This window comes from Microbacterium sp. MMO-56, assembly GCF_037146215.1.
Lineage (GTDB): Bacteria > Actinomycetota > Actinomycetes > Actinomycetales > Microbacteriaceae > Microbacterium.
In genome coordinates this window covers 201,908-224,191 of record NZ_JBBCVW010000004.1, presented here as the reverse complement: position 1 = coordinate 224,191, position 22,284 = coordinate 201,908, and the positions used below count along the sequence as shown (strand labels likewise).

The following is a 22,284-nucleotide window of genomic DNA, read 5'->3' as shown; positions in this document are numbered from 1 at the left end:
GGACGTCCGCCGTCCCCGGCGACGCCTATGCTCATGCCCATGGCGGCACGCACCCTCAACCGCGAGATCCTGCGGCTGGCGGTCCCGGCGCTCGGCGCCCTGCTCGCGGAACCGATGTTCCTCGTCGTCGATTCGGCGCTGGTCGGCCACCTGGGCGTCGTGCCCCTCGCCGGGCTCGGCATCGCGTCGGCGGTGCTGCAGACGATCGTCGGCCTCATGGTGTTCCTCGCCTATTCGACGACACCGGCGGTCGCACGGCGCTTCGGGGCGGGCGAGCACACCGACGCCGTCCGCGCCGGCGTCGACGGGCTGTGGCTCGCCCTGGGGCTCGGCGTGGTCCTCGCCGTCTGCGGCTCGCTGGCGACGCCCGGACTCGTGTCGCTGTTCGGGGCCGACGCCGCCGTGAGCGCGCAGGCCGTCATCTACCTGCAGCTGTCGATGTGGGGGCTGCCGGCCATGCTGATCGTCTTCGCCGCGACGGGGCTGCTGCGCGGGATGCAGGACACGGTCACGCCGCTGTGGATCGCCGGGATCGGGTTCGGGCTCAACGCGCTGCTGAACGCCCTGTTCATCTACGGATTCGGCTGGGGCATCGCCGGGTCCGCCGCCGGCACGGTCGTCGCCCAGTGGTCGATGGTGGGGGCGTACGCGATCGTCGTCGGTCGCCTGGCCCGGCGCCACGCGGCGTCCGTCCTGCCGCAGCGACAGGGCCTGCGCGGATCGGCGGCGTCGGGCGGCTGGCTGTTCCTGCGGACGGTGTCGCTGCGCGTGGCGCTGCTGGCGACCGTGTTCGTCGCCACGGGACTCGGCACCGACGAGCTCGCGGGGTGGCAGGTCGCGTTCACGATCTTCTCCGCCGCCGCCTTCGCCCTGGATGCCCTCGCCATCGCCGCGCAGGCTCTCATCGGCCGTGGACTCGGGGCGTCCGACGAGCCGTTCGTCCATCGCGTGCTGGGTCGCACCGTGATGTGGGGGGCGTGGTTCGGCGTCGCGGTCGGTGCGCTGATCGCCACCTCGTCCGGGGTCATCGGGCTCGTGTTCACCGGATCGCCGGAGGCGGCCGCGCTCGTGCAGCCCGCGCTCCTCGTCCTCGCCGTCGCCCAGCCGGTGTGCGGCATCGTCTTCGTCCTCGACGGGGTGCTGATGGGGGCCGGCGACGCCCGCTACCTCGCGATCGCCGGCGGGCTGAACCTCATCCCGTACGCCCCCGCGCTGCTGGCGGTGGTGCTCCTGCATCCCACAGGCGCCGGGGGGCTGGCCTGGCTCGCGGCGTGCTTCTTCGGGGTCTACATGCTCGCCCGCCTCGCGACCCTCGCCTGGCGCGCACGCCGGCCGGAGTGGCTCACCGTCGGCGCCTGAGCATGGGTCTCCCGGGGGACGGGCCGCCCGTCTCCGCTACGGCCGGGTCGCCCCGGGCGGTGCCGGTGCAACGGGGGCCTCAGCCCAGCGACGACACCACTCGTACATCACGACGGCGGCGGCGGCGCTGGCGTTGATCGACCGGGTCGATCCGTACTGGGTGATCTCCACGACGGCGGAGGCCGCGTCGACGGCGGCGGCGGACAGTCCCGGTCCTTCCTGACCGAACAGCAGGACGCAGCTCTCGGGGAGCTCGGCGCGGTCGACCGGCACGGCCCCCGGGACGTTGTCGATCGCGACCAGGGGAAGCCCCGCCTCCGACGACCACGCCACGAGTCCGGCGATGTCGTCGTGGTGGCGCACGTGCTGGTAGCGATCGGTCACCATCGCCCCCCGCCGGTTCCAGCGCCGCTTGCCGACGATGTGCACCTCCGCGGCGCCGAAGGCGTTCGCGCTGCGCACGATCGACCCGATGTTCATGTCGTGCTGCCAGTTCTCGATCGCGACGTGGAACGGATGCCGCCGGGCATCCAGGTCGGCCACGATCGCCTCCAGCGACCAGTAGCGGAACCGGTCGAGGACGTTGCGGCGGTCACCGTGGGCGAGGAGCTCGCGGTCGTAGCGCTCGTCGGCGGGCCACGCGTCCGGCCCGCCCGGCCAGGGGCCGACGCCGACCTCGAGCTGCGGCTCGCCCGCCGTGGTCGCCTCGTCCGGATCGTCGCTCCCGTGCACGGATCCAGGCTAGCCGCAGAGGATTTTTCGGCACGCCGAAATATCCTCTGCTAGCTTTTCGGTATGCCGAAACCTTCCCTCGAGCGCCCTCTCCCGTCGCGCGCGCCCTCCACGTCGCGGACGGCCTGGCTGCTGGGGCCCGCCCTCGTCGCCGGAGTCGCCTACCTCGACCCCGGCAACGTCGCGACCAACATGACCGCGGGAGCGTCGTTCGGCTACCTGCTGGTGTGGGTCGTCGTGCTCGGCAACGCGATGGCCTGGCTCATCCAGTACCTCTCCGCCAAGCTCGGCGTCGTCACCGGTCGCAGTCTCGCCGAGACGCTCGGCGCGCGACTGACCCGCCCGTGGGCGCGGCGCGGCTACTGGCTGCAGGCGGAGCTGGTGGCGATGGCGACCGACGTGGCCGAGGTGATCGGCGGCGCCGTCGCGCTGTGGCTGCTGTTCGGCGTGCCCCTCCCGCTCGGCGGACTGATCACGGGCGGCGTGTCGATCGCCCTCCTCCTCGTCCAGCAGCGCCGCGGGGCGCGCGCGTTCGAGTTCGTCGTGATCGGCCTCCTCGCCGTCATCGCGATCGGCTTCAGCTTCGGGGTGCTGCTCGCTCCGCCGGACGCCGGGGGCGTGGTCGCCGGGCTCGTCCCCCGCTTCGAGGGCGCCGAGTCCGTTCTGCTGGCCGCCTCGATCCTCGGGGCGACGATCATGCCGCACGCGATCTACGCCCACAGCGCCCTCGCCCGCGACCGGTTCCGGTCCGCCTCGGCGCACCCCGCCGACCGCGACACCGGCATCGCCCGCGTGCTGCGCGCGACGCGGTGGGACGTCACGATCGCCCTCGTCGTGGCCGGGACCGTGAACCTCTGCATCCTGCTCCTGGCCGCCGCCAACCTCGCGGGCGTTCCGGGAACCGACACCCTCGAGGGCGCGTACGCCGCGCTGCACGCGGGGCTCGGCGCCGCCGTCGCGACCCTCTTCGCGGTGGGTCTGCTGGCGAGCGGACTCGCCAGCACCGCCGTGGGCGCGTACGCGGGGGCCGAGATCATGCAGGGCCTGCTGCGTCTGCGCGTGCCGATGCTCGCGCGGCGCCTGGTGACCCTCGTCCCGGCGATCGCGCTCCTCGCCGCCGGAGTCGACCCGACGGGCGCGCTCGTGCTGAGTCAGGTGGTGCTGAGCTTCGGCATCCCGTTCGCGCTCATCCCGCTCGTGGCCCTGACCGCGCGGCGGGACCTGCTGGGCACCCACCGCAACCGCTGGTGGACGACCGCGGCCGGGACGACCGCCGCGGTGTTCCTCGTCGGGCTCAACGGACTCCTCCTCTGGCTCGTGCTGGCCGGCGGGTAGCCTGGAGCCCGTGCCCTCCCCCTCCGCCGCGATCGACGACTATCTGAAGACGATCTATCACCACACCGAGTGGCAGGACGACCCCGTCACCCCCTCGCAGCTGGCGGCGGAGCTCTCGCTCGCCCCGTCGACGGTGACCGAGATGGTGCAGAAGCTCGCGGCCCAGGGACTCGTGTCGCACCGTCCGTACGGACCCGTGTCGCTCACGGATGCCGGGCGCGCCCGCGCCGCTGCCGTCATCCGTCGTCACCGCCTGATCGAGACGTGGCTCGTGCGCGAGTTCGGCTATGCGTGGGACGAGGTGCACGACGAGGCCGAGGTCCTGGAGCACACGATCAGCGACCGCCTGCTCGAGGGCATCGCCGCGCGGCTCGGTCATCCCTCGCACGACCCGCACGGAGACCCGATCCCGGATGCCGCGGGGGTCGTCGCGCGCGAGCCGTTCGTCCTGCTCGGCATCGCCCGGATCGGGCACACGGGGCGTGTGCTGCGGGTCAGCGACCGCAACCCCGAGCTGCTGCGCGCCCTGCAGGGCGCCGGCGTCGACGTCGGGCACGTCGTCACCGTCGCGGGGCGCGACACCGTGCGCATCGACGGCGGGGCGCCGATCGAGCTGCCGCCGGCGGCGGCCTCCGCCGTCTGGCTGACCGCCTGACAACGCGCCGACAGGGCCCGACGGGCCCGGTCCCCTCAGCGGCGCCGCCGCGTCGCTGAGGGCGGTCTCAGCGGCGCCGCCGCGTGCGGCTCGCCTTCAGATAGGGCCACGGCAGGCCGGTCGCGTGCTCGCAGTAGTCCCAGAGCCGCCGGGCGATCTCCCGGTCGCGGGTGATTTTGGCGGGCTTCGCGAGCCGAGGCATCCCGTGGACGATGCGCGCCGGCCCCCAGAACTCCCCGCCGGTCGCGTCGGGGTCGACGAGGGCGCGCACGAGCGGCCACGCCCCGCGCTCCTTCGACTGGGTGATCGGCGCCTGCAGGTTGTCGACGAAGCGCTTCCCCGGCGTCGGCTCGTTGATCCCGATGACGCCGCGCGTGCGCCCGCCGATCGCGTATCCGGGATGGGCGACGAGGCTCGCGATCGGCACGTTCGCGGCGCGCAGCCGACGATCCGCCTCGAAGCCGAGCGCGGTCGTGGCGATCTTCGACTGCACGTACGCGCGCCAGGGCGTGTAGTCGTGGACGAGCTCCGGGTCGACCGGATCGTACGGCGACATGGCGGTGGACATCGAGCCCACCCAGACCATCCGCCCGCGCCCGGCGGCGAGCGCCAGGAGCAGTTCCCCCGCCAGCGCGTAATGACCGAGCGCGTTCGTGGCGAAGACGACCTCGTGCCCGTCGGGGGTCGTCTCGCGGTGGCGCGGCGGGTGGACGATCCCGGCGTTGAGGAGGAGGCCGTGCAGGCCCGCCCGCCCGCGCACGGTGGCGGCGGCGGCGCGCACCGAGCCGAGATTGCTGGTGTCCAGCAGCAGCGTCTCGACGGAGGCTCCGGGGACGTGCCTCTGCACCGCCGCGCGCGCGGCGGCGAGTCGGTTCGGATTGCGCCCCGTCATGATGACGTGGCCGCCCGCGCCCGCCAGCTGCATCGAGGAGAAGAAGCCCAGACCGGCGGTCGAGCCCGTGACGAGGTACCGCCGACCGTCGAGGTCGGGGAGGCGGTCGGGGTCCCAGTCGTCTCGTGCCACGGCTCCGAGACTAGGCCCCCGAGGCCCCGCTAGGCTGGGCCCATGCGGACACGCGCCGATATCGAGTGCTGGCTCACCGACATGGACGGCGTCCTCGTCCACGAGAACAAGCCCATCCCGGGCGCTGCGGAGCTGCTGCAGCAGTGGCGCGACAGCGGGACGCCCTTCCTCGTCCTCACGAACAACCCCTTCTACACGCCGCGAGATCTCAGCGCCCGGCTGCGGATCTCGGGCCTCGACGTGCCGGAGGACCGGATCTGGACCTCCGCCCTCGCCACGGCGGAGTTCCTGCGCGCGCAGCACCCCGGGGGGACGGCCTTCGTCATCGGCGAGGCGGGGCTCACCACGGCGCTCCACGAGGCGGGCTACGTGATGACCGAGACCCAGCCCGACTACGTCGTCGTCGGCGAGACCCGCAACTACTCGTTCGACCGCATCACGCAGGCGATCCGCTTCATCAACGCGGGTGCCCGGTTCATCATCACCAATCCGGACGCCACCGGCCCCACCCCGACCGGAGTGGTGCCGGCGACCGGGTCGTTCGCCGCTCTGATCACCCACGCGACGGGCAAGGCGCCCTACGTCGTCGGCAAGCCGAACCCCATGATGTTCCGCTCGGCGATGAACCGCATCGGCGCGCACTCCGAGAACACCGGCATGATCGGCGACCGGATGGACACCGACGTCGTGGCGGGCATCGAGGCGGGCCTGCACACGATCCTCGTCCGCACGGGGATCTCCGACGACGCCGAGATCGAGCGCTATCCGTTCCGCCCGGACGAGGTCCTCGACTCGGTCGCCGACCTGGTGTCGACCGAGCCGATCGAGTCCGAGGACCAGGACATCCTGTGACCCGCCCCGGCAGGGCGCGGTGAAGGACGGCGGAGGGATGAACGCGGGCGGCACCGGCCGTCGCGTCACGCTCACCGAGGTCGCCGAGAGGGCGGGCGTGTCCCGCTCGGCCGCGTCCTTCGCCCTCAACGGCCGCCTCGACCAGCGCCTCTCCGAGGAGACGATGGCGCGCGTGCGGCGCGCCGCGGAGGAGCTCGGATACCGCGCGAACGTCACCGCGAAGACGCTGCGCACCGGGCGGTCCGGCACGGTCGCGCTCGTGTCGGACTTCGTGAGCTCGACCTCGTTCGCGAACTCGATGGTCCGCGGCGCGCTCGAACGCCTGCGCGAGGCGGGCCTGCTGCTGTTCACCGTGGACACGCAGGGCGACACGGACGTCGAGCGGCGCTTCCTCGACGATCTGATCGCCCGGGACATCGACGGGATCCTGTACGCGTCGATGTTCACCCGGCGCGTCGCCGTGCCGGCGGAGGCGCGGCGCGTGCCCCTCGTGCTCATGAACTGCGAGGCGGAGGAGGGCGACCTCCCCGCCGTGATCCCGGACGAGGAGGGCGCCGGCCGCCACGCGGGACGTCTTCTGCTGGAGGCCGGGCACCGTCAGGACATCTGGTTCGTCGGCACGTTCCGCCCCGGTCGCACGGGCGGCGACGCGTGGCACGCGTGGGGACCGGTCGCGCTGCCGCGCCGGCTCGACGGACTGCGGGCGAGCCTGCGCGAGGCGGGCACGTCGCTCGCCGGCGAGATGCCGATCGACGACGACTGGGACGTGCGCAACGGCCTGCTCGCCGCCGAACGCCTGCTGGCGACCGGGACGGTGCCCCGAGCGGTCGTCGCGGTCAACGACGCGGTCGCCGTCGGGGTCGAGCACGCCCTGCGGCGCGCGGGGCTGCGGGTGCCCGCCGATGTCTCGATCGTGTCGTTCGACGGCGGAGCGCTGGCCGAGGCCGTCGATCCGGCGCTCGTGTCGCTGCGCCTTCCCCAGGCCGAGATCGGCCGACGCGCCGCGGAGCTGCTCCTGGACCGCTCCGCGGCGGCAGGGGTCGAGCGGGTCCCGATGCCGGCGACCGCGGGCGGATCCATCGCGGCGCCGCGCGCCTGACGACGGGTTCCGAGGCGACGGGACGACGGCCGGAAGTGCGTCTTGTCACCTCTGCTATATCGGTATAGCATAACGTTGTCCGAGGGCGATCGGCCCTCATCAGCACCGAGCACGTACAAAGGAGTATGACCATGAGCGCGACCCCCGCTCGCACTTCCCCCAATCCCTGGTGGGTGGGATTCGTCTGCGGAATGGCGACCTTCGTCGACGCCGCCGCGACCACCGGCATCGCCGTCGCGCTGGTCCTGTTCCAGTCGTTCGCGCCCGGGATGCCGGGGCTCACCCTCGACCAGGTCGGCCTCCTCACCGGTGTGCTCACCGCGGGCGTCGCGGTCGGATCGCTCGTCGGCGGCCGCCTCGCCGACCGCTTCGGTCGTCGCCGCGTCTTCCTCGTGACGATGACCCTGATCGTGCTCGGATCGATCACGCCGTTCCTGGGCATCTCCGTCGGCGTGCTGCTGCCCGGCATCGCGCTGATCGGCCTCGGCGTCGGCGCGGACCTGCCCGCCGCGCTCGCCTCGATCTCTGAGGCGGCCGACGACCGCAACCGCGGCAAGATCCTCGTCTTCTCCAACCTGCTCGGCGGCTTCGGCATCCTCCTCGCCGTGCTCGTCGGCATCTTCTTCGGATCGCTCGGCGAGACCGGCGGACGCATCATGTTCGCCGCCTTCGGCGGTGTCGGCCTGGTCGTCCTCGCCCTGCGCCTGACGATCCCGGAGTCGCCGACGTGGCTCGCCGCCCGCGACGAGCGCCGCAGCGGCGTCCAGACCGTGCGCGCCGAGCGCGGCCGCATCCGCGACTTCGGGCGGAAGCCCTACCGCCGTCCGTTCGTGACGCTCCTCGTCTACTACACTCTCGCCTCCGTCGCGATCAGCGTCGCCGGCAGCTTCGGCCCCTTCGTGGCGGTCAACGTCGCCGGCATCCCGGTGAACGAGTACCAGACCTGGACGCTCCTGGCGATGCCGGCCGCCATCCTCGGCGCCCTCTGGTTCATGGCCCTCGCCGACACGCGCTGGCGGATGTCGTACTTCGTCGCCGGCTCGATCGCCGTCGTCGCGGCGAACCTCATCCCCGTCGTCTTCGGGTTCACCCTCCCCGCACTCATCGTGTCGGTGCTCGTGTCCACGTTCGCGGGAGCGTTCTGCTTCGAGACGATCATGAAGGTGTGGACGCAGGAGTCCTTCCCGACGATGCTCCGCTCGACCGCGCAGGGCACCGTGTACGCCGTCGCGCGCTTCGCCACCGCCGGGTTCAACGTCGTCACCCCGGCCCTGCTCGTGATGAACCCGAGCGGCGTCTACGTCGGCGTGTCGATCGTGGCGGCCCTCGGCTTCCTCATCGGCTGGATCGGGTTCCGCCGCGGCGTCTCGAACGCGTTCCAGGTCGAGGACGAGCTCGTCTCCGGATCGGTTCCGCTCGAGCCCTCCCTCGCCGGCGACCCGCTCCGCCCCTGACCCCCTCCCGTCCGAGCCCCGAGCCGGACCCTGCACCCGAGATCGGAAAGCCCATGCACGTCCTCCCGTTCACCGCCGACGTCCGCGGCCTCACGCTGCGCGGCACGCACTACCTGCCGGACGCCGCGCCCGGCGGGGACGGCGACCCCTCGCCCGACGCGCCGACCGCGGTGCTGCTGCACGGGTTCGGCGGAAGCCGCGTCGAGACGACGGGGGTGTTCGTCACGCTGGCGCGCGCCCTCGCTGCGGCGGGAGTCGGGGTGGTCGCATTCGACCGCGCCGGGCACGGCGAGAGCGACGGCGAGTTCTTCAACACGACGGCCTCGGGCGACATCGCGGACACCGCCGTCGTGCTCGCCGCCGTGCGCGCCCTGCCCGGCGTCGCGGCGGACGACATCCACCTCGTGGGCATGAGCCTGGGCTCCGTGATCGCGGCGGCCGTCGCCGCGGAGGACGGCGGCATCCGATCGCTCACCCTCTGGTCGACGGCCTCCGTGTTCGTGGAGGACATCCGCGACGGGCAGATCCAGGGACGCTCCCTCGCCGGACTCGACGAGCCCGGCGGGTACTTCGACTTCCTGGGGATGCGGATGGGTCCGGCGATGCGCCGGGACGCCCTGGAGTTCGACCCCTACGCGCGCGCGGCGGCCTATGCCGGCCCCGCGCTGCTGCTGCACGGGACGCTCGACTTCGTCCCCGTGCGCTGCGCCGAGCGGTACACCCGCGACGACGTGTTCGGCGAGCGCGCCGAGCTCGTGGTGGTCGAGGGGGCCGACCACGGCTGGGCTCAGCTCCCTCAGCGCGACGAGCTGATCGCGCGCACCACGGACTTCCTCTCCTCGCACACCCGAAAGGCCACCCGATGACCCTCCTCACCGCCGACGGCGCCGCACCCGGCGCCGCTCCCGCCCGCCGCGCGATCGGCGAGGTCGTCGACCTCGACGGCACGTCCGTCCTGCTCGAAGGGCATCTCGACATCGATCGCAGCGAGGGCATCCGTCCGCTGCGCCTCCCGCGCGGCGCGTGGCGGCACTTCCCCCCGAACGGCGAGACTCTTGCGGCGATCGTCTCCAACGCGAGCGGTGTGCGCGTCCGGGTGCGCACGGCGGCGACGCGACTGGAGCTCGGGCTGCGGTGCACGCAGCTGTTCTTCGAGCAGCTGCCGGGGCCCGTGAACGACATCGTGGTCGAGGTCGACGACACGGTCGTCGGCGTCGTGCAGGCTCCCGTCCACGACATCCGGCGCGTCAGCTTCTCGGGGAACGCGAGCGAGGCCCTGCCGCAGCAGGAGCCGGGAGTCGTCTCGTTCGCGGGGCTGCCGACGGGCGAGAAGACCGTCACGATCTGGCTCCCGCAGGGGATGATCGTCGACCTGCTGTCCCTGCGGGGCGACGCGCCGATCGCCCCCGCCGAGCCGTCGGCAGCGCCGGTCTGGATCCACCACGGCAGCTCCATCAGCCACTGCGTCGAGACCCCCTCTCCCACCGGGGTCTGGCCGGTCGTGGCCGCCCGCACCGCCGGGCTCTCGCTCGTGAACCTGGGCTTCGGCGGGCACTGCATGCTCGACCCGTTCGTCGCGGATGCCATCGCCGCCACCCCCGCAGACGTCATCTCGATCAAGGTCGGCGTCAACATCGTCGGGGCCCGCGCGATGGACCAGCGCACGTTCGTGCCCGCCGTCCACGGCTTCCTCGACCGGGTGCGCGCGGGACATCCCGACACTCCGATCGTGCTCGCCTCGTCCATCCTCTGGCCCGGCAGCGAAGACGTGCCCGGGCCCGCGGACGTCGAGTTCCTGGACGGCGGACGCGTACGGTGCCACACCGCCGGACAGCGCGGCGATGTCGCGAAGGGCGCTCTGACCATGGTCGAGTCCCGGCGGCACCTCGAGCTCGTGGTCCGCGAGCGCGCGGCGAGCGGCGAGCACCTGTTCTCGCTCGACGGGCTGAGCCTGTACGGGCCCGACGACCTCGACCGATTCACCCTGCCGGACAGCCTGCATCCGGACACCGCGCTGTACGCCGAGATCGGCGCCCGCTTCGCGTCGCGCGTGTTCGGACCGTCGGGCCTCGTGCCACGGGCGACGCTAGGCTGACGATGCCCGCCGCGGGCGGAGGAGGCGTCGTGAACCCGGTCGAACAGATCATGCTGCAGGTGACGACGATCATCATCCTCCTCGGGGTGCTGATCATGACCGTGGCCCGCTTCACCCGGATGACGCGCCGCGACCGGCGCAATCGTGGCGGGCGCGACGGCGATCCGCGCGGCCGTGGCGGCGATCCTCGCGACCGCGGCGAGGGTCCTCGCGACCGCGGCGAGGGTGGCGTGGGGGGCGAGCGCTGATGGCGGTCTTCTTCGTGCTGACGGGCCTCGCGCTGCTGATCACGGCGCTCGTGCTGTTCGTCCGCGGACGGAAGGACGCACCCCAGGGCACGCCGCTGCCCAACGGACGCGGCATCATGCTGCTGACCTTCGCGGGGCTGCTCCTCGCCCTGGCATCCCAGCTGCCGCTGTTCCGCTGAGCCGACGCCCGTCCGGGCCGGGCGGGGGGTCTGGCGGGTTCGGGCGGGTTCGGGCGGGTTCGGGGTCGCGTCTGGTCGCCCCTCGGGCGAGTTCGGGGTCGCGTCTGGTCGCCGGCGAGCGAGTTCGGGGTCGCAAGTGGTCGCCACGCGCACCTCGATGCGACCAGAGGCGACCCCGAACGTGGATCACGCGCCCCTCAGGACCGGGGGCGAGGGGCAGCGCTCAGCACCCGCCCCCTCGAGTTCGGGGTCGCGTCAGGTCGCCCTCGGGCAAGTCCGGGGTCGCAAGTGGTCGCCACGCGCACCTCGATGCGACCAGAAGCGACCCCGAACGTGACCGGGCCGGCCGGGCGGCCCGGGCGGGGCCGGGCGGGCGGGCGGGCGAGCAGAGGGCACGGGACCGGGGGAGAGCACGGGTTTTCACGGTGCGCGCGGGCGCAGCGCATCCCGCGTTCGCGTAGCGTGGGATTCCGGACAACTCCCGACGAAGGGACGGACCATGAACAACACGATCATCGTCGGCGTGAAGGATGCCCAGGTCGGCAGCCACGCCGTGGACTGGGCAGCAGCGAGGGCCGACGCCCGCAGACAGGCCCTCGAACTGATCGCGATCGTCGGCGGAGCCGTCGGTGCGGTCGGCGAGGAGAGCATCGTCGCCGAGGCGAGCGCCGCCTCGCAGGAACTGCTCGACGAGCAGATCGAGCGCGTGCGCGCCGCGTACCCGACGCTCGCGGTCTCGACGCGCGTCTCGACCGGCGACCCCGTGCGGGTTCTGAACGAAGCCTCGCGCGTCGCCGTGCTCCTCGTCATCGGCAGTGACTACCGCGGCCAGACGGAGGGTCCCGCGCGCGGCGTGCACGGAATCCGCATCGCCGCCGGATCGTCGTGCCCCGTCGTCGTCGTGCCCGCAGCAGAGACCGGCGAGCGGCGCGGCGTGGTCGTCGGCATCGACGGATCCTCGACCTCCGAGCACGCCCTGCGATTCGCCGCGGACGAGGCGGACCGCCTCGGCGAGACCCTCATCGCGGTGAGCGTCTGGACGCCGTTGACGGCTCCGCGCAATGCGTTGGCCGTGTACCCCGACATGTATCTCGCGAACATGCAGGCGGCCACCGAGGAGGTGTTGGCGCTCGCCCTCGCGGGCGTCGCGGTCGACCACCCCGACCTCGTCGTGGAACGTCGCGCGGTGCGCGGCTACCCGTCGCACGTGCTCAGCGAGGCGGCGACGGATGCCCGCATGATCGTCGTCGGCACCCACGGACGCGGGGCGCTCGCCCGGTTCCTGCTCGGATCGATCAGCCAAGAGGTGCTGTCGCGCCTGACGACGGTGACCGCCGTCGTCCGCTGAGCCACGACGGCTGCACCACGGCGGAGATCGGCACTCCTGCGGAGCCGCACGCCCCAGGCATCCGCAGATGCGCCGATCTCCGCAGGAACGAGGATCTCAGCCACACCGCGCGGGGGCGCAGCTTCACGCACGCTCGGCGGAGAGGCCGGGATCCGTCGCCCGGCCGTCGCCGATCAGCTCGGCAATGCCTGCAGCACCTGCTGGACGAACGTCTTCGCCGCCGGCGACTCGGCGTCGACGTACAGCGACGAGGTCGTCGACAGCCACGTGCCGATGGGCGTGAAGACGTCGAACTGCCCCGGGAAGGTTCCGCCGCCCTTCGCCGCCCACGCCGTGAGATCGGGCCCGAACAGCGTGGTCGGCTCGCCCGCGCCGCCGGCCGCCGTCTCGGCCCTCGTCAGCGCGTCGTGGGAGGGCTGGCCGACGGCGATCAGGACGTGGTCGCCGCTCGTCGAGATCCACTCGCAGGCGATGCCGCCCTCCGCCACGATCTGGGCCGCGTTGGAGTCGGGGGCGGGCGTATACGCGGCCTGCAGCGCGAACCCGGAGGCGTACTGGTCGAGGACCGAGGTGGGCATGATGTCGTCGCACGTCTCGTCGAGGGGCGTCGGGCCGGCCTGGGTCGGACCAGCGTTCGGCGTCGACGCGCCGTCCGGAGTCGGCGCGGAGGATGCCGCGACGGATGCCGTCGGCGAGGTGGATCCGGCCGGCGCCGCGGTGGACGCACAGCCCGCCAGGGCGACGACCGCCGCGCCCGCGAGGAAGCCGGTGAGCAGGGCGCCGGGAACCGCCCGGCGCTGTGAAGTGGACATGAGAACTCCTCGTCTGATCGGGCGGCGAATCCGCCCTCAGCCCAGGGTCGCGGAGTCCTCACGCTTCGGGACTGTGCACAGTGACCAGTCCCGCCGCCCCGCGGCGAGCCGCGCGTGCACAGCAGCGGAGATCTGCACAACTGCGGTGGCTGGAGGTGCAGGCATCCGCGATTGTGCAGATCTCCGCGCGAGCGCGAGCCCGCAGCCGAGCGCGCGCCCTACTGCGCCGCCAGCCCCAGGTCGTCGAGGTCGATGATCGAGCGCCACTCGTAGCCCGCGGCTTCGACGGGGCCCTGCGCGCCGGTCTTGCGATCCACCACGGTGACGACCGCGACGATCTCCGCGCCGGCGGCGGCGGCGACCTCGGCGGCCTTCAGCGGCGATCCTCCGGTGGTCGAGGTGTCCTCCACGATGACGACGCGCGCACCGGCGACCTCGGCGCCCTCGATCTGGCGGCCGCGGCCGTGGTCCTTCGGCTCTTTGCGCACGACGAACGCGTCTACGGGGGTCCCAGCGGCGACCGAGGCGTGCATCACGGCGTTGGCGATCGGGTCGGCGCCCAGGGTGAGTCCGCCCACGGCGTCGATGTCGAGGTCGCGCACCGCATCGAGCACGAGCCGGCCGATCGCGGGGGCGGCGCGGTGGTCGAGGGTCAGCTTGCGCATGTCGACGTAGTACGTCGCCTTCTTGCCGCTGGACAGCGTGAAGTCGCCGTGGAAGACGGCTTCGGCGGCGATGAGGTCGATGAGGGCGCGGCGCTCGGACTCGAGCTCGGGCGTGGAGGCGGCGGTCATGCACCCGAGTCTACGGAGCGAAGAACCCCGGTTTTTTCCGTGTCATCTGCAGCCGGGGAATCCGCCGCGCCCCCTAGAGTCGGGAAGGTCACCCGGCGCGGTGTGCGGGCGTGCCCGCTCCGACCGGACCCATCGAAGGAGCACCATGGCACGCATCGGCATCGTCCGCGAGCAGCCCGGCGAGACGCGCGTCGCCGCCTCCCCCACCACGGTCGGAAAGATCCGCGCCCTCGGCTACGACGTCGTGGTCGAAACCGGCGCCGGCGCCGCGTCGTCGTTCCCGGATGCCGCATATGAGGCCGCCGGCGCCGCCGTCGCGCCCCGGGACGAGACGTGGGCCGCGGACATCGTGCTCAAGGTCGCCGCACCGACGGATGCCGAGATCGCGCTCCTCCACCCGGGCTCGACACTCGTGGGCATCCTCTCTCCGGCGCTCCGCCCCGATCTGCTGTCGACCCTCGCCGCCCGCGGAGTCACGGCTCTCGCGATGGATGCCGTTCCGCGCATATCCCGCGCGCAGTCGATGGACGTGCTGAGCTCCATGGCGAACATCGCGGGCTATCGCGCCGTCGTGGAGGCCGCGAACGAGTTCGGCCGCTTCTTCACCGGGCAGGTGACCGCGGCCGGCAAGGTCCCGCCCGCGAAGGTGCTCGTCGCCGGCGCCGGCGTGGCCGGTCTCGCCGCGATCGGCGCCGCGTCGAGCCTCGGTGCGATCGTGCGGGCGACCGATCCGCGCCCCGAGGTCGCCGACCAGGTGGCATCCATCGGCGGCTCCTACCTCGAGGTCGTCGTGCCCGACGAGCAGAAGGAGGTGTCGTCCGACGGCTACGCCAAGGCGACGAGCGCCGCCTACGACGCGGCCGCCGCGAAGCTCTACAGCGACCAGGCCGCCGACGTGGACATCGTCATCACGACGGCGCTCATCCCGGGTCGGGCGGCGCCGCGTCTGCTCACCGCCGCGGACGTCGCCGCGATGAAGCCCGGAAGCGTCATCGTCGACATGGCCGCGGGCCAGGGCGGCAACGTCGAGGGATCCGTCGCGGGCGAGCGCGTCGTCACCGACGGCGGCGTCATCATCCTGGGCTACACCGACCTCGCCGGCCGCCTTCCCCAGCAGGCGTCGCAGCTCTACGGCACCAACCTGCTGAACCTGCTCGCGCTGCTGACGCCGGGCAAGGACGGCGCGCTGACCGTCGACGAGTCCGATGTCGTGCAACGGGCGGTCACCGTCACCCAGGACGGCGCCGTCACGTGGCCACCACCTCCCGTGCAGGTCTCGGCGGCTCCGGCGGCGACGCCGGCCGGGCGCGACGCCGCCGCCGACCCCGCGGCCCCCGTGAAGAAGGGCCTCTCCGCCGCGGCCAAGACGGGCCTGATCGTCTCCGGGATCGCTGCGCTCTTCCTGGTCTGCGCCGTCGCACCGGCCCCGCTCCCCCAGCACTTCCTGGTGCTGACCCTGTCGGTGGTCATCGGCTTCTACGTCATCGGCAAGGTCGCGCATGCCCTGCACACTCCGCTCATGAGCATCACGAACGCCATCAGCGGCATCATCATCGTCGGGGCCATGACCCAGCTGACGGTGCCGCATCCGCTCGTCCAGATCCTGGCGGCTGTCGCGGTCCTGCTCGCGTCCATCAACATCTTCGGCGGCTTCGCCGTCACCAGGCGCATGCTCGCCATGTTCCGGAAGGGTGACGACCAGTGACCATCGTGACCACCAGCGACGTGTCCCTGCTGAGCCTCGCACAGTCCATCGCCACAGCGGCATACATCGTCGCCGCGCTGCTGTTCATCCTCGCGCTCGCCGGCCTGAGCAAGCAGCAGAGCGCCCGCCGCGGCGTCGTGTACGGCATCGCGGGCATGACGATCGCCCTTCTCGCGACGTTCGTCCTGGTTCTGGCGGGGGGCGCGCTGGCCCCCGACGACACCGCCGCGTTCCTCGGCGTGGGCCTGCTCGTGGCGGCGGTCGTCGCGGGCGCGGCGATCGGCCTCTGGCGCGCCCGCGTCGTCGAGATGACCGGGATGCCCGAGCTGATCGCGCTCCTGCACTCGTTCGTCGGCCTCGCGGCGGTGCTCGTCGGCTGGAACGGCCACCTCTACGCCGAGGGCCTTCCCGAGGAGCTGGTGGGCATCCACCACGCCGAGGTGTTCATCGGGGTGTTCATCGGCGCCGTCACCTTCACGGGGTCGATCGTGGCCTTCCTCAAGCTCTCGGGGCGCATGTCGTCCAAGCCACTCATGCTGCCGGGCAAGAACCTGCTCAACGTCGGTGCGCTCGTCCTCTTCGTGGCCCTCACGGTGTGGTACGTCGCCGTCCCCTCGCTGGGCCTGCTGATCGCCGTCACGGTGCTCGCCCTGGCCCTCGGCTGGCATCTCGTCGCGTCGATCGGCGGCGGCGACATGCCCGTCGTCGTCTCGATGCTGAACAGCTACTCCGGCTGGGCGGCGGCGGCGGCCGGCTTCCTGCTGAACAACGACCTGCTGATCGTCACGGGCGCGCTGGTCGGATCGAGCGGTGCGTACCTGTCGTACATCATGTGCAAGGCCATGAACCGGTCGTTCCTGTCGGTGATCGCCGGCGGCTTCGGCATCGAGGCGCCCCGGAGCGGCGAGGAGGAGCACGGCGAGCACCGCGAGACGGACGCCGCCGCCGTCGCCGAGCTTCTGCGCGAGGCCCGCTCGGTGGTCATCACGCCCGGCTACGGCATGGCGGTCGCCCAGGCGCAGTACCCGGTCGCGGAGCTCACGAAGCGGCTGCGCGAGCGCGGGGTCGAGGTGCGCTTCGGCATCCACCCGGTCGCCGGACGCCTGCCCGGCCACATGAACGTGCTGCTCGCCGAGGCCAAGGTGCCGTACGACATCGTCCTCGAACTCGACGAGATCAACGACGACTTCGCCGCCACCGATGTCGTCCTCGTCATCGGTGCGAACGACACGGTGAACCCCGCCGCCGCGGAGGACCCCGGTTCGCCCATCGCGGGCATGCCGGTCCTGCACGTGTGGGAGGCGAAGGACGTCGTGGTGTTCAAGCGCTCCATGGCATCCGGCTACGCGGGCGTGCAGAACCCGCTGTTCTTCCGCGACAACACGCAGATGCTCTTCGGCGACGCCAAGGAGCGCGTGGAGGACATCGTCCAGGCCCTGTGACGCCCGGCCTCGTCAGTGATCGCGGCTCAGGAACGGGCTGGGCCACGCGCCCAGCGCGAGGACGGCCAGGGCGACCTGGACGAGCCCTGTGGCGAAGTAGATGCCCTGCAGCGGCGACCACTGGCGGAGGATGGCGATCTCGGCGAAGATCCAGGTCATCATCACGAGTCCCGCTGCCGCGTGGATCCCGGGTGCGACGCGGAAGTGTCCGTGCTGCGCCGCGAGGGCGAGAGCCTGCGATCCTCCCACGACGAGCCCGAGGATCACGCCGGGGACGACGAACGACTCGAACGGCGTGCCCTCGAGCCAGGCATGGGGGACACCGGCGCCGTCGAGGAAGACGCCGAGCACGCCCCCGATCAGGCACGACACCACCTGGAACCACCCGACGATCGCCAGTCCGATCCGGATGCCCCGCGGCGCACCTGACATGGCCCGAGGCTACACCGCGCCGTCCTCCCCCGCCGGTGCACCCGCCGGGACTATCGTCGCCCGTCCGCCCCTCCCGCGTCGAGACCCGCCTCCCGCGTCGAGACCCGCGACGTGACGGATGGTCTCGACGTGCGCAGCGGGTCTCGACGCGCGCAGCCGGGGACGGGCGCGTCCGCCGGGGCGCATACGCTGGATGCCATGCGCATCGCCACCTGGAACGTCAACTCCATCCGCGCCCGCGTCGTCCGGACGGTCGAGTTCGCGGTGCGTGAGGACATCGACGTCCTGCTCATGCAGGAGATCAAGTGCAAGCCCGACCAGTTCCCCTACGCGCAGTTCGAGGACGCCGGCTACACGGTCGAGGCGCACGGCCTCAACCAGTGGAACGGGGTGGCGATCGCCAGTCGTGAGCCGATCGACGACCTCCAGGTCGGATTCCCGGGCATGCCCGGCTTCGCGAAGGGGCACGAGGGGCCGGACGCCCCGCAGGAGGCCCGCGCCCTCGGCGCGACCATCGGCGGGGTCGAGCTGTGGAGCCTGTACGTGCCGAACGGACGGGGGCTCGACGACCCGCACTACCGCTACAAGCTGGATTGGCTGGAGGCGCTGCGTGGATACACGGTCGACACGCTCCGGAGGGATCCCGACCGGTCGCTCGCTCTCACCGGCGACTTCAACATCGCCCCGACGGATGCCGACAACGGCGACCCGACCGTGATCGAAGGCGTCACGACCCACGTGTCACCGCCCGAGCGCGCGGCCTTCCAGGCCCTCCTCGACGCCGGCCTCAGCGACACCGTGCGGCCGCTCGTCCCGACGGGGTACACCTACTGGGACTACAAGCAGCTGCGGTTCCCGCGCAACGAGGGGCTGCGCATCGACTTCGTCCTCGGCTCCCACGCGTTCGCGGACGCGGTCGTGGCGGCGGCCATCCACCGCGACGAGCGCAAGGGCGAGATCCCGAGCGACCACGTACCGGTCGCCGTCGAGCTCGAGCTGGACGGCCCGGACGACGACGACCGCCCCATGATCTTCTGAGCTGATCCCGACGACGCGGACAGGCCGACCGCCGGTCGAGACCGGCGGTCGGGCCCGACGGTCAGCCGCGGGCGAGGGCCGGAACGCGTGCCGGGACGAGGACGCTGCCGCTCTGGCGGACGTTGACACTCCCCGCACGCCACAGGGCGACGACGCTCCACACGAACAGGCCGCACAGCATCACGTTGCGCGCGAGCAGGACGCCCGCGGCGAACGGGTGGCCGTCGATGAGCGGCATGTACAGCACCGGGAAGACCAGCGTGGTCAGGAAGCAGGTCGCCGCCATCCATCCCGCCGCGCGCGACCAGGCGGCGCGGTCGACGGCGATGCCGACGGCCACGATCGGGGCGAGCCACAGCATGTACTGCGGCGATCCGACCTTGTTGAAGACGATGAGCGCGCCGGTGAGGGCGAAGCTGCCGCTCAGTACGAGCTTCAGCTGGAGCTGCGGAGTGAGGCGACCCTCGCGGATCGCGAGGCGCCGCGCGCGCCACAGCAGCAGCACGATGACGGCGAACGAGAGCGGCATAAGCATTCCGACGATCTCACCGGCGAGCTGAGCGCCCGGTCCGGCGACCTCGCGGGTGGCGAGCACGTAGTTCTGGCGGATCTCCGAGCCGGGGAGTCCCAGCACCGTCCCCCACACCCACGGCGTCGCGACGGGGGCCTCGAGCTGCAGCGCCCGGTCGCCCTGGATCGTGGCGAAGCTGAAGAGGTTCGACCCGCCGCCGTAGGCGACGACCGTCAGCGCGATCACGATCGAGACGACCACGCCGCCGACGATGATGCGCAGGCGCGAGGAGACCATCGTCACGGCGGCAGCCGCGATCGCGGCGGGCCACACCTTGATCCAGGTCGCAGCGGCGATCAGAGCGCCCGCCACGGCGGGGCGACGGACGAGGAAGACGAGACCGGCGATCGCGAGCGGAGCGGAGAACGCCTCGAGGCGGAGCATCGACACCGGCCCCAGCAGGATCTGGATCGCGAGCCAGTACCACGCGGCCAGATAGCCGGAGCGACGGCGCAGTCCCCCGGTGAGCGCCAGGATCGCGACGAAGTTCGCGCCCGCGACCATCACCAGCCACAGCAGCTGATAGTTGTACGCGCCGGCCGCGATCGCTCCCACGATGGGGGCGAGCGCTCCGGCCGGGTACACCCACGGCATGTCGATGACCGGCCAGTAGCCGAGCTTGGCCTGCTCCGCCCACAGGCGGTACAGCGGGAGGTCGCCCTGCGCCTGGCCGGCGAGGATCGTGGGCAGCAGGCTCAGGAAGTAGATGCCGTGCACGACGGCGAACCCGATGAGCAGGCCGCGTCGCGTGAGGGCGAACCGCAGGAGCGGCGCGCGCATCCTCCACAGCTGGTCGACGCGGCGGCGGGCGCCCGAGGGCAGCCACGCGAGGGAATCGTTGCCGCTCGCGCTGATGGCGCGGCGATGCTGGGGCGCAGTCGTCACCCGGATGAGTGTAGAGAACCCGGCTGAGTGTCAGGTGGACCCGGTATGACGATCACCTGGCAATTCGCTGAGTGTCGATTCTCCGCCGCGAGGGGGAGGTCGCGGCATCCCGCCCCCTCTAGCGTAGAGGGATGCCTCCGCAGATGCGCTTCCCCTGGGTGCGTCCGGTGACCGCCCCGCAGCGGCGGACCGATCTCGCCCTCGCCCTGTCGCTGCTCGTCGCCGCGGTCGTCAGCGCGTGGCTCGGCCAGGTGGCCGGCGTCTACCGGCAGGACACCCCGGCCTTCGGCTGGGCGCTGCTGTACGGCGCCGCGATCACCCTCCCGCTCGCTCTGCGGCGGCGGATGCCGGAGGTCGCACTGATCGTCGTGGCCGTCGCGTTCTTCGTCGGGGTCTCGTTCCGGATCCCCGAGCTCTACGTGGGCAACGTGGCGCTGTTCATCGGGATGTACTCCGTCGGCGCGTGGGTCACCGACCGCAGGCGCGCGACCGTCGTGCGCCTGCTGATCATCGCCGGGATGTTCGTGTGGCTGCTCGTGACGACCTTCGAGGCGGCGACGGCCGACGACGGCACCGGCCCCTCGCGCGCCGGGCTGTTCTCGCCCTTCGCGGCGTACATGATCCTGCAGTTCCTCGTGAACGCCGCGTTCTTCGGCGGCGCCTATCTGTTCGGCGAGCGGGCATGGGCCCAGAGCCGCGAACGGGCAGCTCTCGAGCAGCGCACCCTCGAGCTGGAGCAGGAGCGGGAGCTGACCGCTGCGCAGGCGGTGGCGCTCGATCGGGTGCGCATCGCGCGCGAGCTGCATGATGTCGTCGCCCACCACGTCTCGGCGATGGGGGTGCAGGCCGGCGCCGCCCGGACCGTGCTGGAGCGCGATCCGGCGGCGGCGCGCGAAGCGTTGCAGACGGTCGAGCAGTCCGCGCGCGGCGCGCTCGTGGAGCTGCGCCAGCTGCTCGAGACGCTCCGGACGCCGGATGCCGAGACGCCCGCCGATTCGACCGTGCACCTGTCCGCCCTCCCCGACCTCGTCGCGCACGCGAACGCGAACGGGTTGCCGACGACGTTCTCCGTCGTGGGCGAACCCGCGCCGGCCTCCGAGCTCGTGCAGGTGAACGTGCACCGCGTGGCTCAGGAGGCGCTGACGAACGCCCGCCGTCACGGCGGCCCGGGCGCCACCGCCGACGTGCGACTGCGCTACGAGGACGACGCCCTCGAGCTGGAGGTCGCGAACACCGGCCGCGCCCCGCTGGTCGGCCGCCCGGGGCTCGGGCTCGTCGGGATGCGCGAGCGCGCGGCGGCCTCGGGCGGCACGATCGAGCTCGGCCCGCGCCCGCGCGGCGGCTTCCTCGTGCGACTGCGCGTGCCTCTCGTCCCGTCGCAGGAGTCCGCTCCCGGTCCGTCCGGCGGACGGCGCGGCGGCCGGAGAGAGCGGTCCGCGGCGGAGGCATCCGCGTGAGCGCGCCGGTGCGGGTGCTGCTCGTGGACGATCACGCCGTCATGCGGGCCGGGTTCCGGATGATCCTCGAGGCCGAACCCGACATCTCCGTCGTCGGCGAGGCCGGAACGGGGGTCGAGGCGGTCGCGGCCGCCGACGCCCTGCGCCCCGACGTGATCTGCATGGACGTGCAGATGCCGGATATGGACGGCCTGGAGGCGACCCGCCGGATCGTCGCGGACCCCGCGATCGCGGCCGCGGTCGTCGTCGTGACGACCTTCGACCGCGACGACTATCTCTTCCAGGCGCTCGAGGCGGGCGCGAGCGGATTCCTCCTGAAGAACGCCGGCCCCGAAGAGCTCGTCGCCGCGGTGCGGGTCGCCGCGGCCGGTGACGCCCTGCTGGCCCCGGCCGTGACGCGTCGGGTCATCGAGCGGTTCACCCGACAGGCCGCGGGCGACGCGCCCTCGACGACGCCCACGCCCGCGGAGACCCGGGCGCACGACGCGTCGTCCGGCATCGCCGTCGAGCTCACCGAGCGCGAGGACGAGGTGCTCCGCCTGCTCGCCGACGCCCGCAGCAACGCGGAGATCGCCGCCGCCCTGTTCATCGGCGAGGCGACGGTGAAGACCCACGTCTCGAACGTGCTGCAGAAGCTCGGCGCTCGCGACCGGGTCGCGGCGGTCGTCTACGCGCACCGTCACGGCCTCGCCTGATCCGCCTCCGCGGCGACCGTCCTCCCCCGCGCGGGGGAGGGATCCGGTCCCGTCAAACCCGCCCCGTGGGGGA

22 protein-coding genes are annotated in these 22,284 nt (G+C 72.5%); 16 read left to right on the top strand and 6 right to left on the bottom strand.

Features of this window, described 5'->3' with window-relative positions; genetic code table 11:
• Positions 1-39 precede the first annotated feature (39 nt).
• Positions 40-1,359, top strand: coding sequence for an MATE family efflux transporter (locus WFI00_RS05730; protein ID WP_336630514.1), 1,320 nt, complete (start codon positions 40-42; stop codon positions 1,357-1,359).
• A 36-nt stretch (positions 1,360-1,395) separates the two neighbouring features.
• Here the strand turns inward: WFI00_RS05730 and WFI00_RS05725 are convergent, their stop codons facing one another.
• Positions 1,396-2,091, bottom strand: a complete 696-nt coding sequence (locus tag WFI00_RS05725; RefSeq protein ID WP_336630513.1) for a TrmH family RNA methyltransferase — start codon at positions 2,089-2,091, stop codon at positions 1,396-1,398.
• A gap of 63 nt (positions 2,092-2,154) precedes the next feature.
• Between WFI00_RS05725 and WFI00_RS05720 the strand changes: the two genes are divergently transcribed.
• Entirely contained in the window at positions 2,155-3,426 is a 1,272-nt protein-coding gene (locus WFI00_RS05720; RefSeq protein WP_336630512.1) for an Nramp family divalent metal transporter, read from the top strand.
• 10 nt (positions 3,427-3,436) lie between these two features.
• Entirely contained in the window at positions 3,437-4,081 is a 645-nt protein-coding gene (locus tag WFI00_RS05715; RefSeq protein ID WP_336630511.1) for a metal-dependent transcriptional regulator, read from the top strand.
• A gap of 67 nt (positions 4,082-4,148) precedes the next feature.
• Here the strand turns inward: WFI00_RS05715 and WFI00_RS05710 are convergent, their stop codons facing one another.
• Positions 4,149-5,105, bottom strand: a complete 957-nt coding sequence (locus tag WFI00_RS05710; protein ID WP_336630510.1) for an SDR family NAD(P)-dependent oxidoreductase — start codon at positions 5,103-5,105, stop codon at positions 4,149-4,151.
• A 42-nt stretch (positions 5,106-5,147) separates the two neighbouring features.
• Here WFI00_RS05710 and WFI00_RS05705 point away from each other — a divergent pair, with 42 nt between their 5' ends.
• The 8 genes from WFI00_RS05705 (at position 5,148) to WFI00_RS05670 (ending at position 12,380) form a co-directional block, all read left to right on the top strand.
• Entirely contained in the window at positions 5,148-5,957 is an 810-nt protein-coding gene (locus tag WFI00_RS05705) for an HAD-IIA family hydrolase (protein WP_336630509.1), read from the top strand.
• 37 nt (positions 5,958-5,994) lie between these two features.
• Positions 5,995-7,056, top strand: a complete 1,062-nt coding sequence (locus WFI00_RS05700; RefSeq protein ID WP_336630508.1) for a LacI family DNA-binding transcriptional regulator — start codon at positions 5,995-5,997, stop codon at positions 7,054-7,056.
• 131 nt (positions 7,057-7,187) lie between these two features.
• Positions 7,188-8,510, top strand: coding sequence for an MFS transporter (locus WFI00_RS05695; protein WP_336630507.1), 1,323 nt, complete (start codon positions 7,188-7,190; stop codon positions 8,508-8,510).
• Positions 8,511-8,563: 53 nt separating this feature from the next.
• Positions 8,564-9,376, top strand: a complete 813-nt coding sequence (locus tag WFI00_RS05690) for an alpha/beta hydrolase (RefSeq protein ID WP_336630506.1) — start codon at positions 8,564-8,566, stop codon at positions 9,374-9,376.
• Positions 9,373-10,605, top strand: a complete 1,233-nt coding sequence (locus tag WFI00_RS05685) for a GDSL-type esterase/lipase family protein (RefSeq protein WP_336630505.1) — start codon at positions 9,373-9,375, stop codon at positions 10,603-10,605. The genes WFI00_RS05690 and WFI00_RS05685 overlap by 4 nt, the downstream gene beginning before the upstream one ends.
• Before the next feature lie 29 nt (positions 10,606-10,634).
• Entirely contained in the window at positions 10,635-10,853 is a 219-nt protein-coding gene (locus WFI00_RS05680) for a hypothetical protein (RefSeq protein ID WP_336630504.1), read from the top strand.
• Entirely contained in the window at positions 10,853-11,032 is a 180-nt protein-coding gene (locus WFI00_RS05675) for a hypothetical protein (RefSeq protein ID WP_336630503.1), read from the top strand. Before WFI00_RS05680 ends, WFI00_RS05675 begins: the two co-directional genes overlap by 1 nt.
• 499 nt (positions 11,033-11,531) lie before the next feature.
• Positions 11,532-12,380 (top strand): universal stress protein, encoded by an 849-nt coding sequence (locus WFI00_RS05670; protein ID WP_336630502.1) that lies wholly within the window; start codon positions 11,532-11,534, stop codon positions 12,378-12,380.
• Positions 12,381-12,553: 173 nt separating this feature from the next.
• Here WFI00_RS05670 and WFI00_RS05665 read toward each other — a convergent pair whose 3' ends face one another.
• A complete protein-coding gene (locus WFI00_RS05665; RefSeq protein ID WP_336630501.1) occupies positions 12,554-13,192 on the bottom strand; it encodes a hypothetical protein in 639 nt (212 codons plus the stop codon).
• A gap of 218 nt (positions 13,193-13,410) precedes the next feature.
• The gene (pyrE, locus tag WFI00_RS05660) at positions 13,411-13,986 is read right to left on the bottom strand and encodes an orotate phosphoribosyltransferase (protein WP_336630500.1); all 576 of its coding nucleotides are present in this window, start codon (positions 13,984-13,986) and stop codon (positions 13,411-13,413) included.
• 145 nt (positions 13,987-14,131) lie between these two features.
• On the opposite strand from pyrE, the gene WFI00_RS05655 reads away from it, so the two are divergent.
• Together WFI00_RS05655 and pntB are read left to right on the top strand one after the other, a co-directional pair.
• Entirely contained in the window at positions 14,132-15,691 is a 1,560-nt protein-coding gene (locus WFI00_RS05655; RefSeq protein ID WP_336630499.1) for a Re/Si-specific NAD(P)(+) transhydrogenase subunit alpha, read from the top strand.
• Positions 15,688-17,133 carry a Re/Si-specific NAD(P)(+) transhydrogenase subunit beta gene (gene pntB / locus WFI00_RS05650; protein ID WP_336630498.1) on the top strand — a complete coding sequence of 482 codons (1,446 nt, stop codon included), beginning with the start codon at positions 15,688-15,690 and terminating at the stop codon, positions 17,131-17,133. Before WFI00_RS05655 ends, pntB begins: the two co-directional genes overlap by 4 nt.
• A gap of 12 nt (positions 17,134-17,145) precedes the next feature.
• Here the strand turns inward: pntB and WFI00_RS05645 are convergent, their stop codons facing one another.
• Complete coding sequence (locus WFI00_RS05645) at positions 17,146-17,565, bottom strand: hypothetical protein (RefSeq protein ID WP_336630497.1); 420 nt, start codon at positions 17,563-17,565, stop codon at positions 17,146-17,148.
• Positions 17,566-17,763: 198 nt separating this feature from the next.
• Between WFI00_RS05645 and WFI00_RS05640 the strand changes: the two genes are divergently transcribed.
• A complete protein-coding gene (locus WFI00_RS05640) occupies positions 17,764-18,603 on the top strand; it encodes an exodeoxyribonuclease III (protein ID WP_336630496.1) in 840 nt (279 codons plus the stop codon).
• 61 nt (positions 18,604-18,664) lie between these two features.
• On the opposite strand, the gene WFI00_RS05635 is transcribed toward WFI00_RS05640, so the two are convergent.
• On the bottom strand, positions 18,665-20,059 hold the full coding sequence (locus WFI00_RS05635; RefSeq protein ID WP_336630495.1) for a hypothetical protein: 1,395 nt from the start codon (positions 20,057-20,059) through the stop codon (positions 18,665-18,667).
• 131 nt (positions 20,060-20,190) lie between these two features.
• On the opposite strand from WFI00_RS05635, the gene WFI00_RS05630 reads away from it, so the two are divergent.
• Positions 20,191-21,516 carry a sensor histidine kinase gene (locus tag WFI00_RS05630; RefSeq protein ID WP_336630494.1) on the top strand — a complete coding sequence of 442 codons (1,326 nt, stop codon included), beginning with the start codon at positions 20,191-20,193 and terminating at the stop codon, positions 21,514-21,516.
• The gene (locus WFI00_RS05625) at positions 21,513-22,211 is read left to right on the top strand and encodes a response regulator transcription factor (RefSeq protein ID WP_336630493.1); all 699 of its coding nucleotides are present in this window, start codon (positions 21,513-21,515) and stop codon (positions 22,209-22,211) included. The genes WFI00_RS05630 and WFI00_RS05625 overlap by 4 nt, the downstream gene beginning before the upstream one ends.
• The last annotated feature ends 73 nt before the right edge of the window (positions 22,212-22,284 follow it).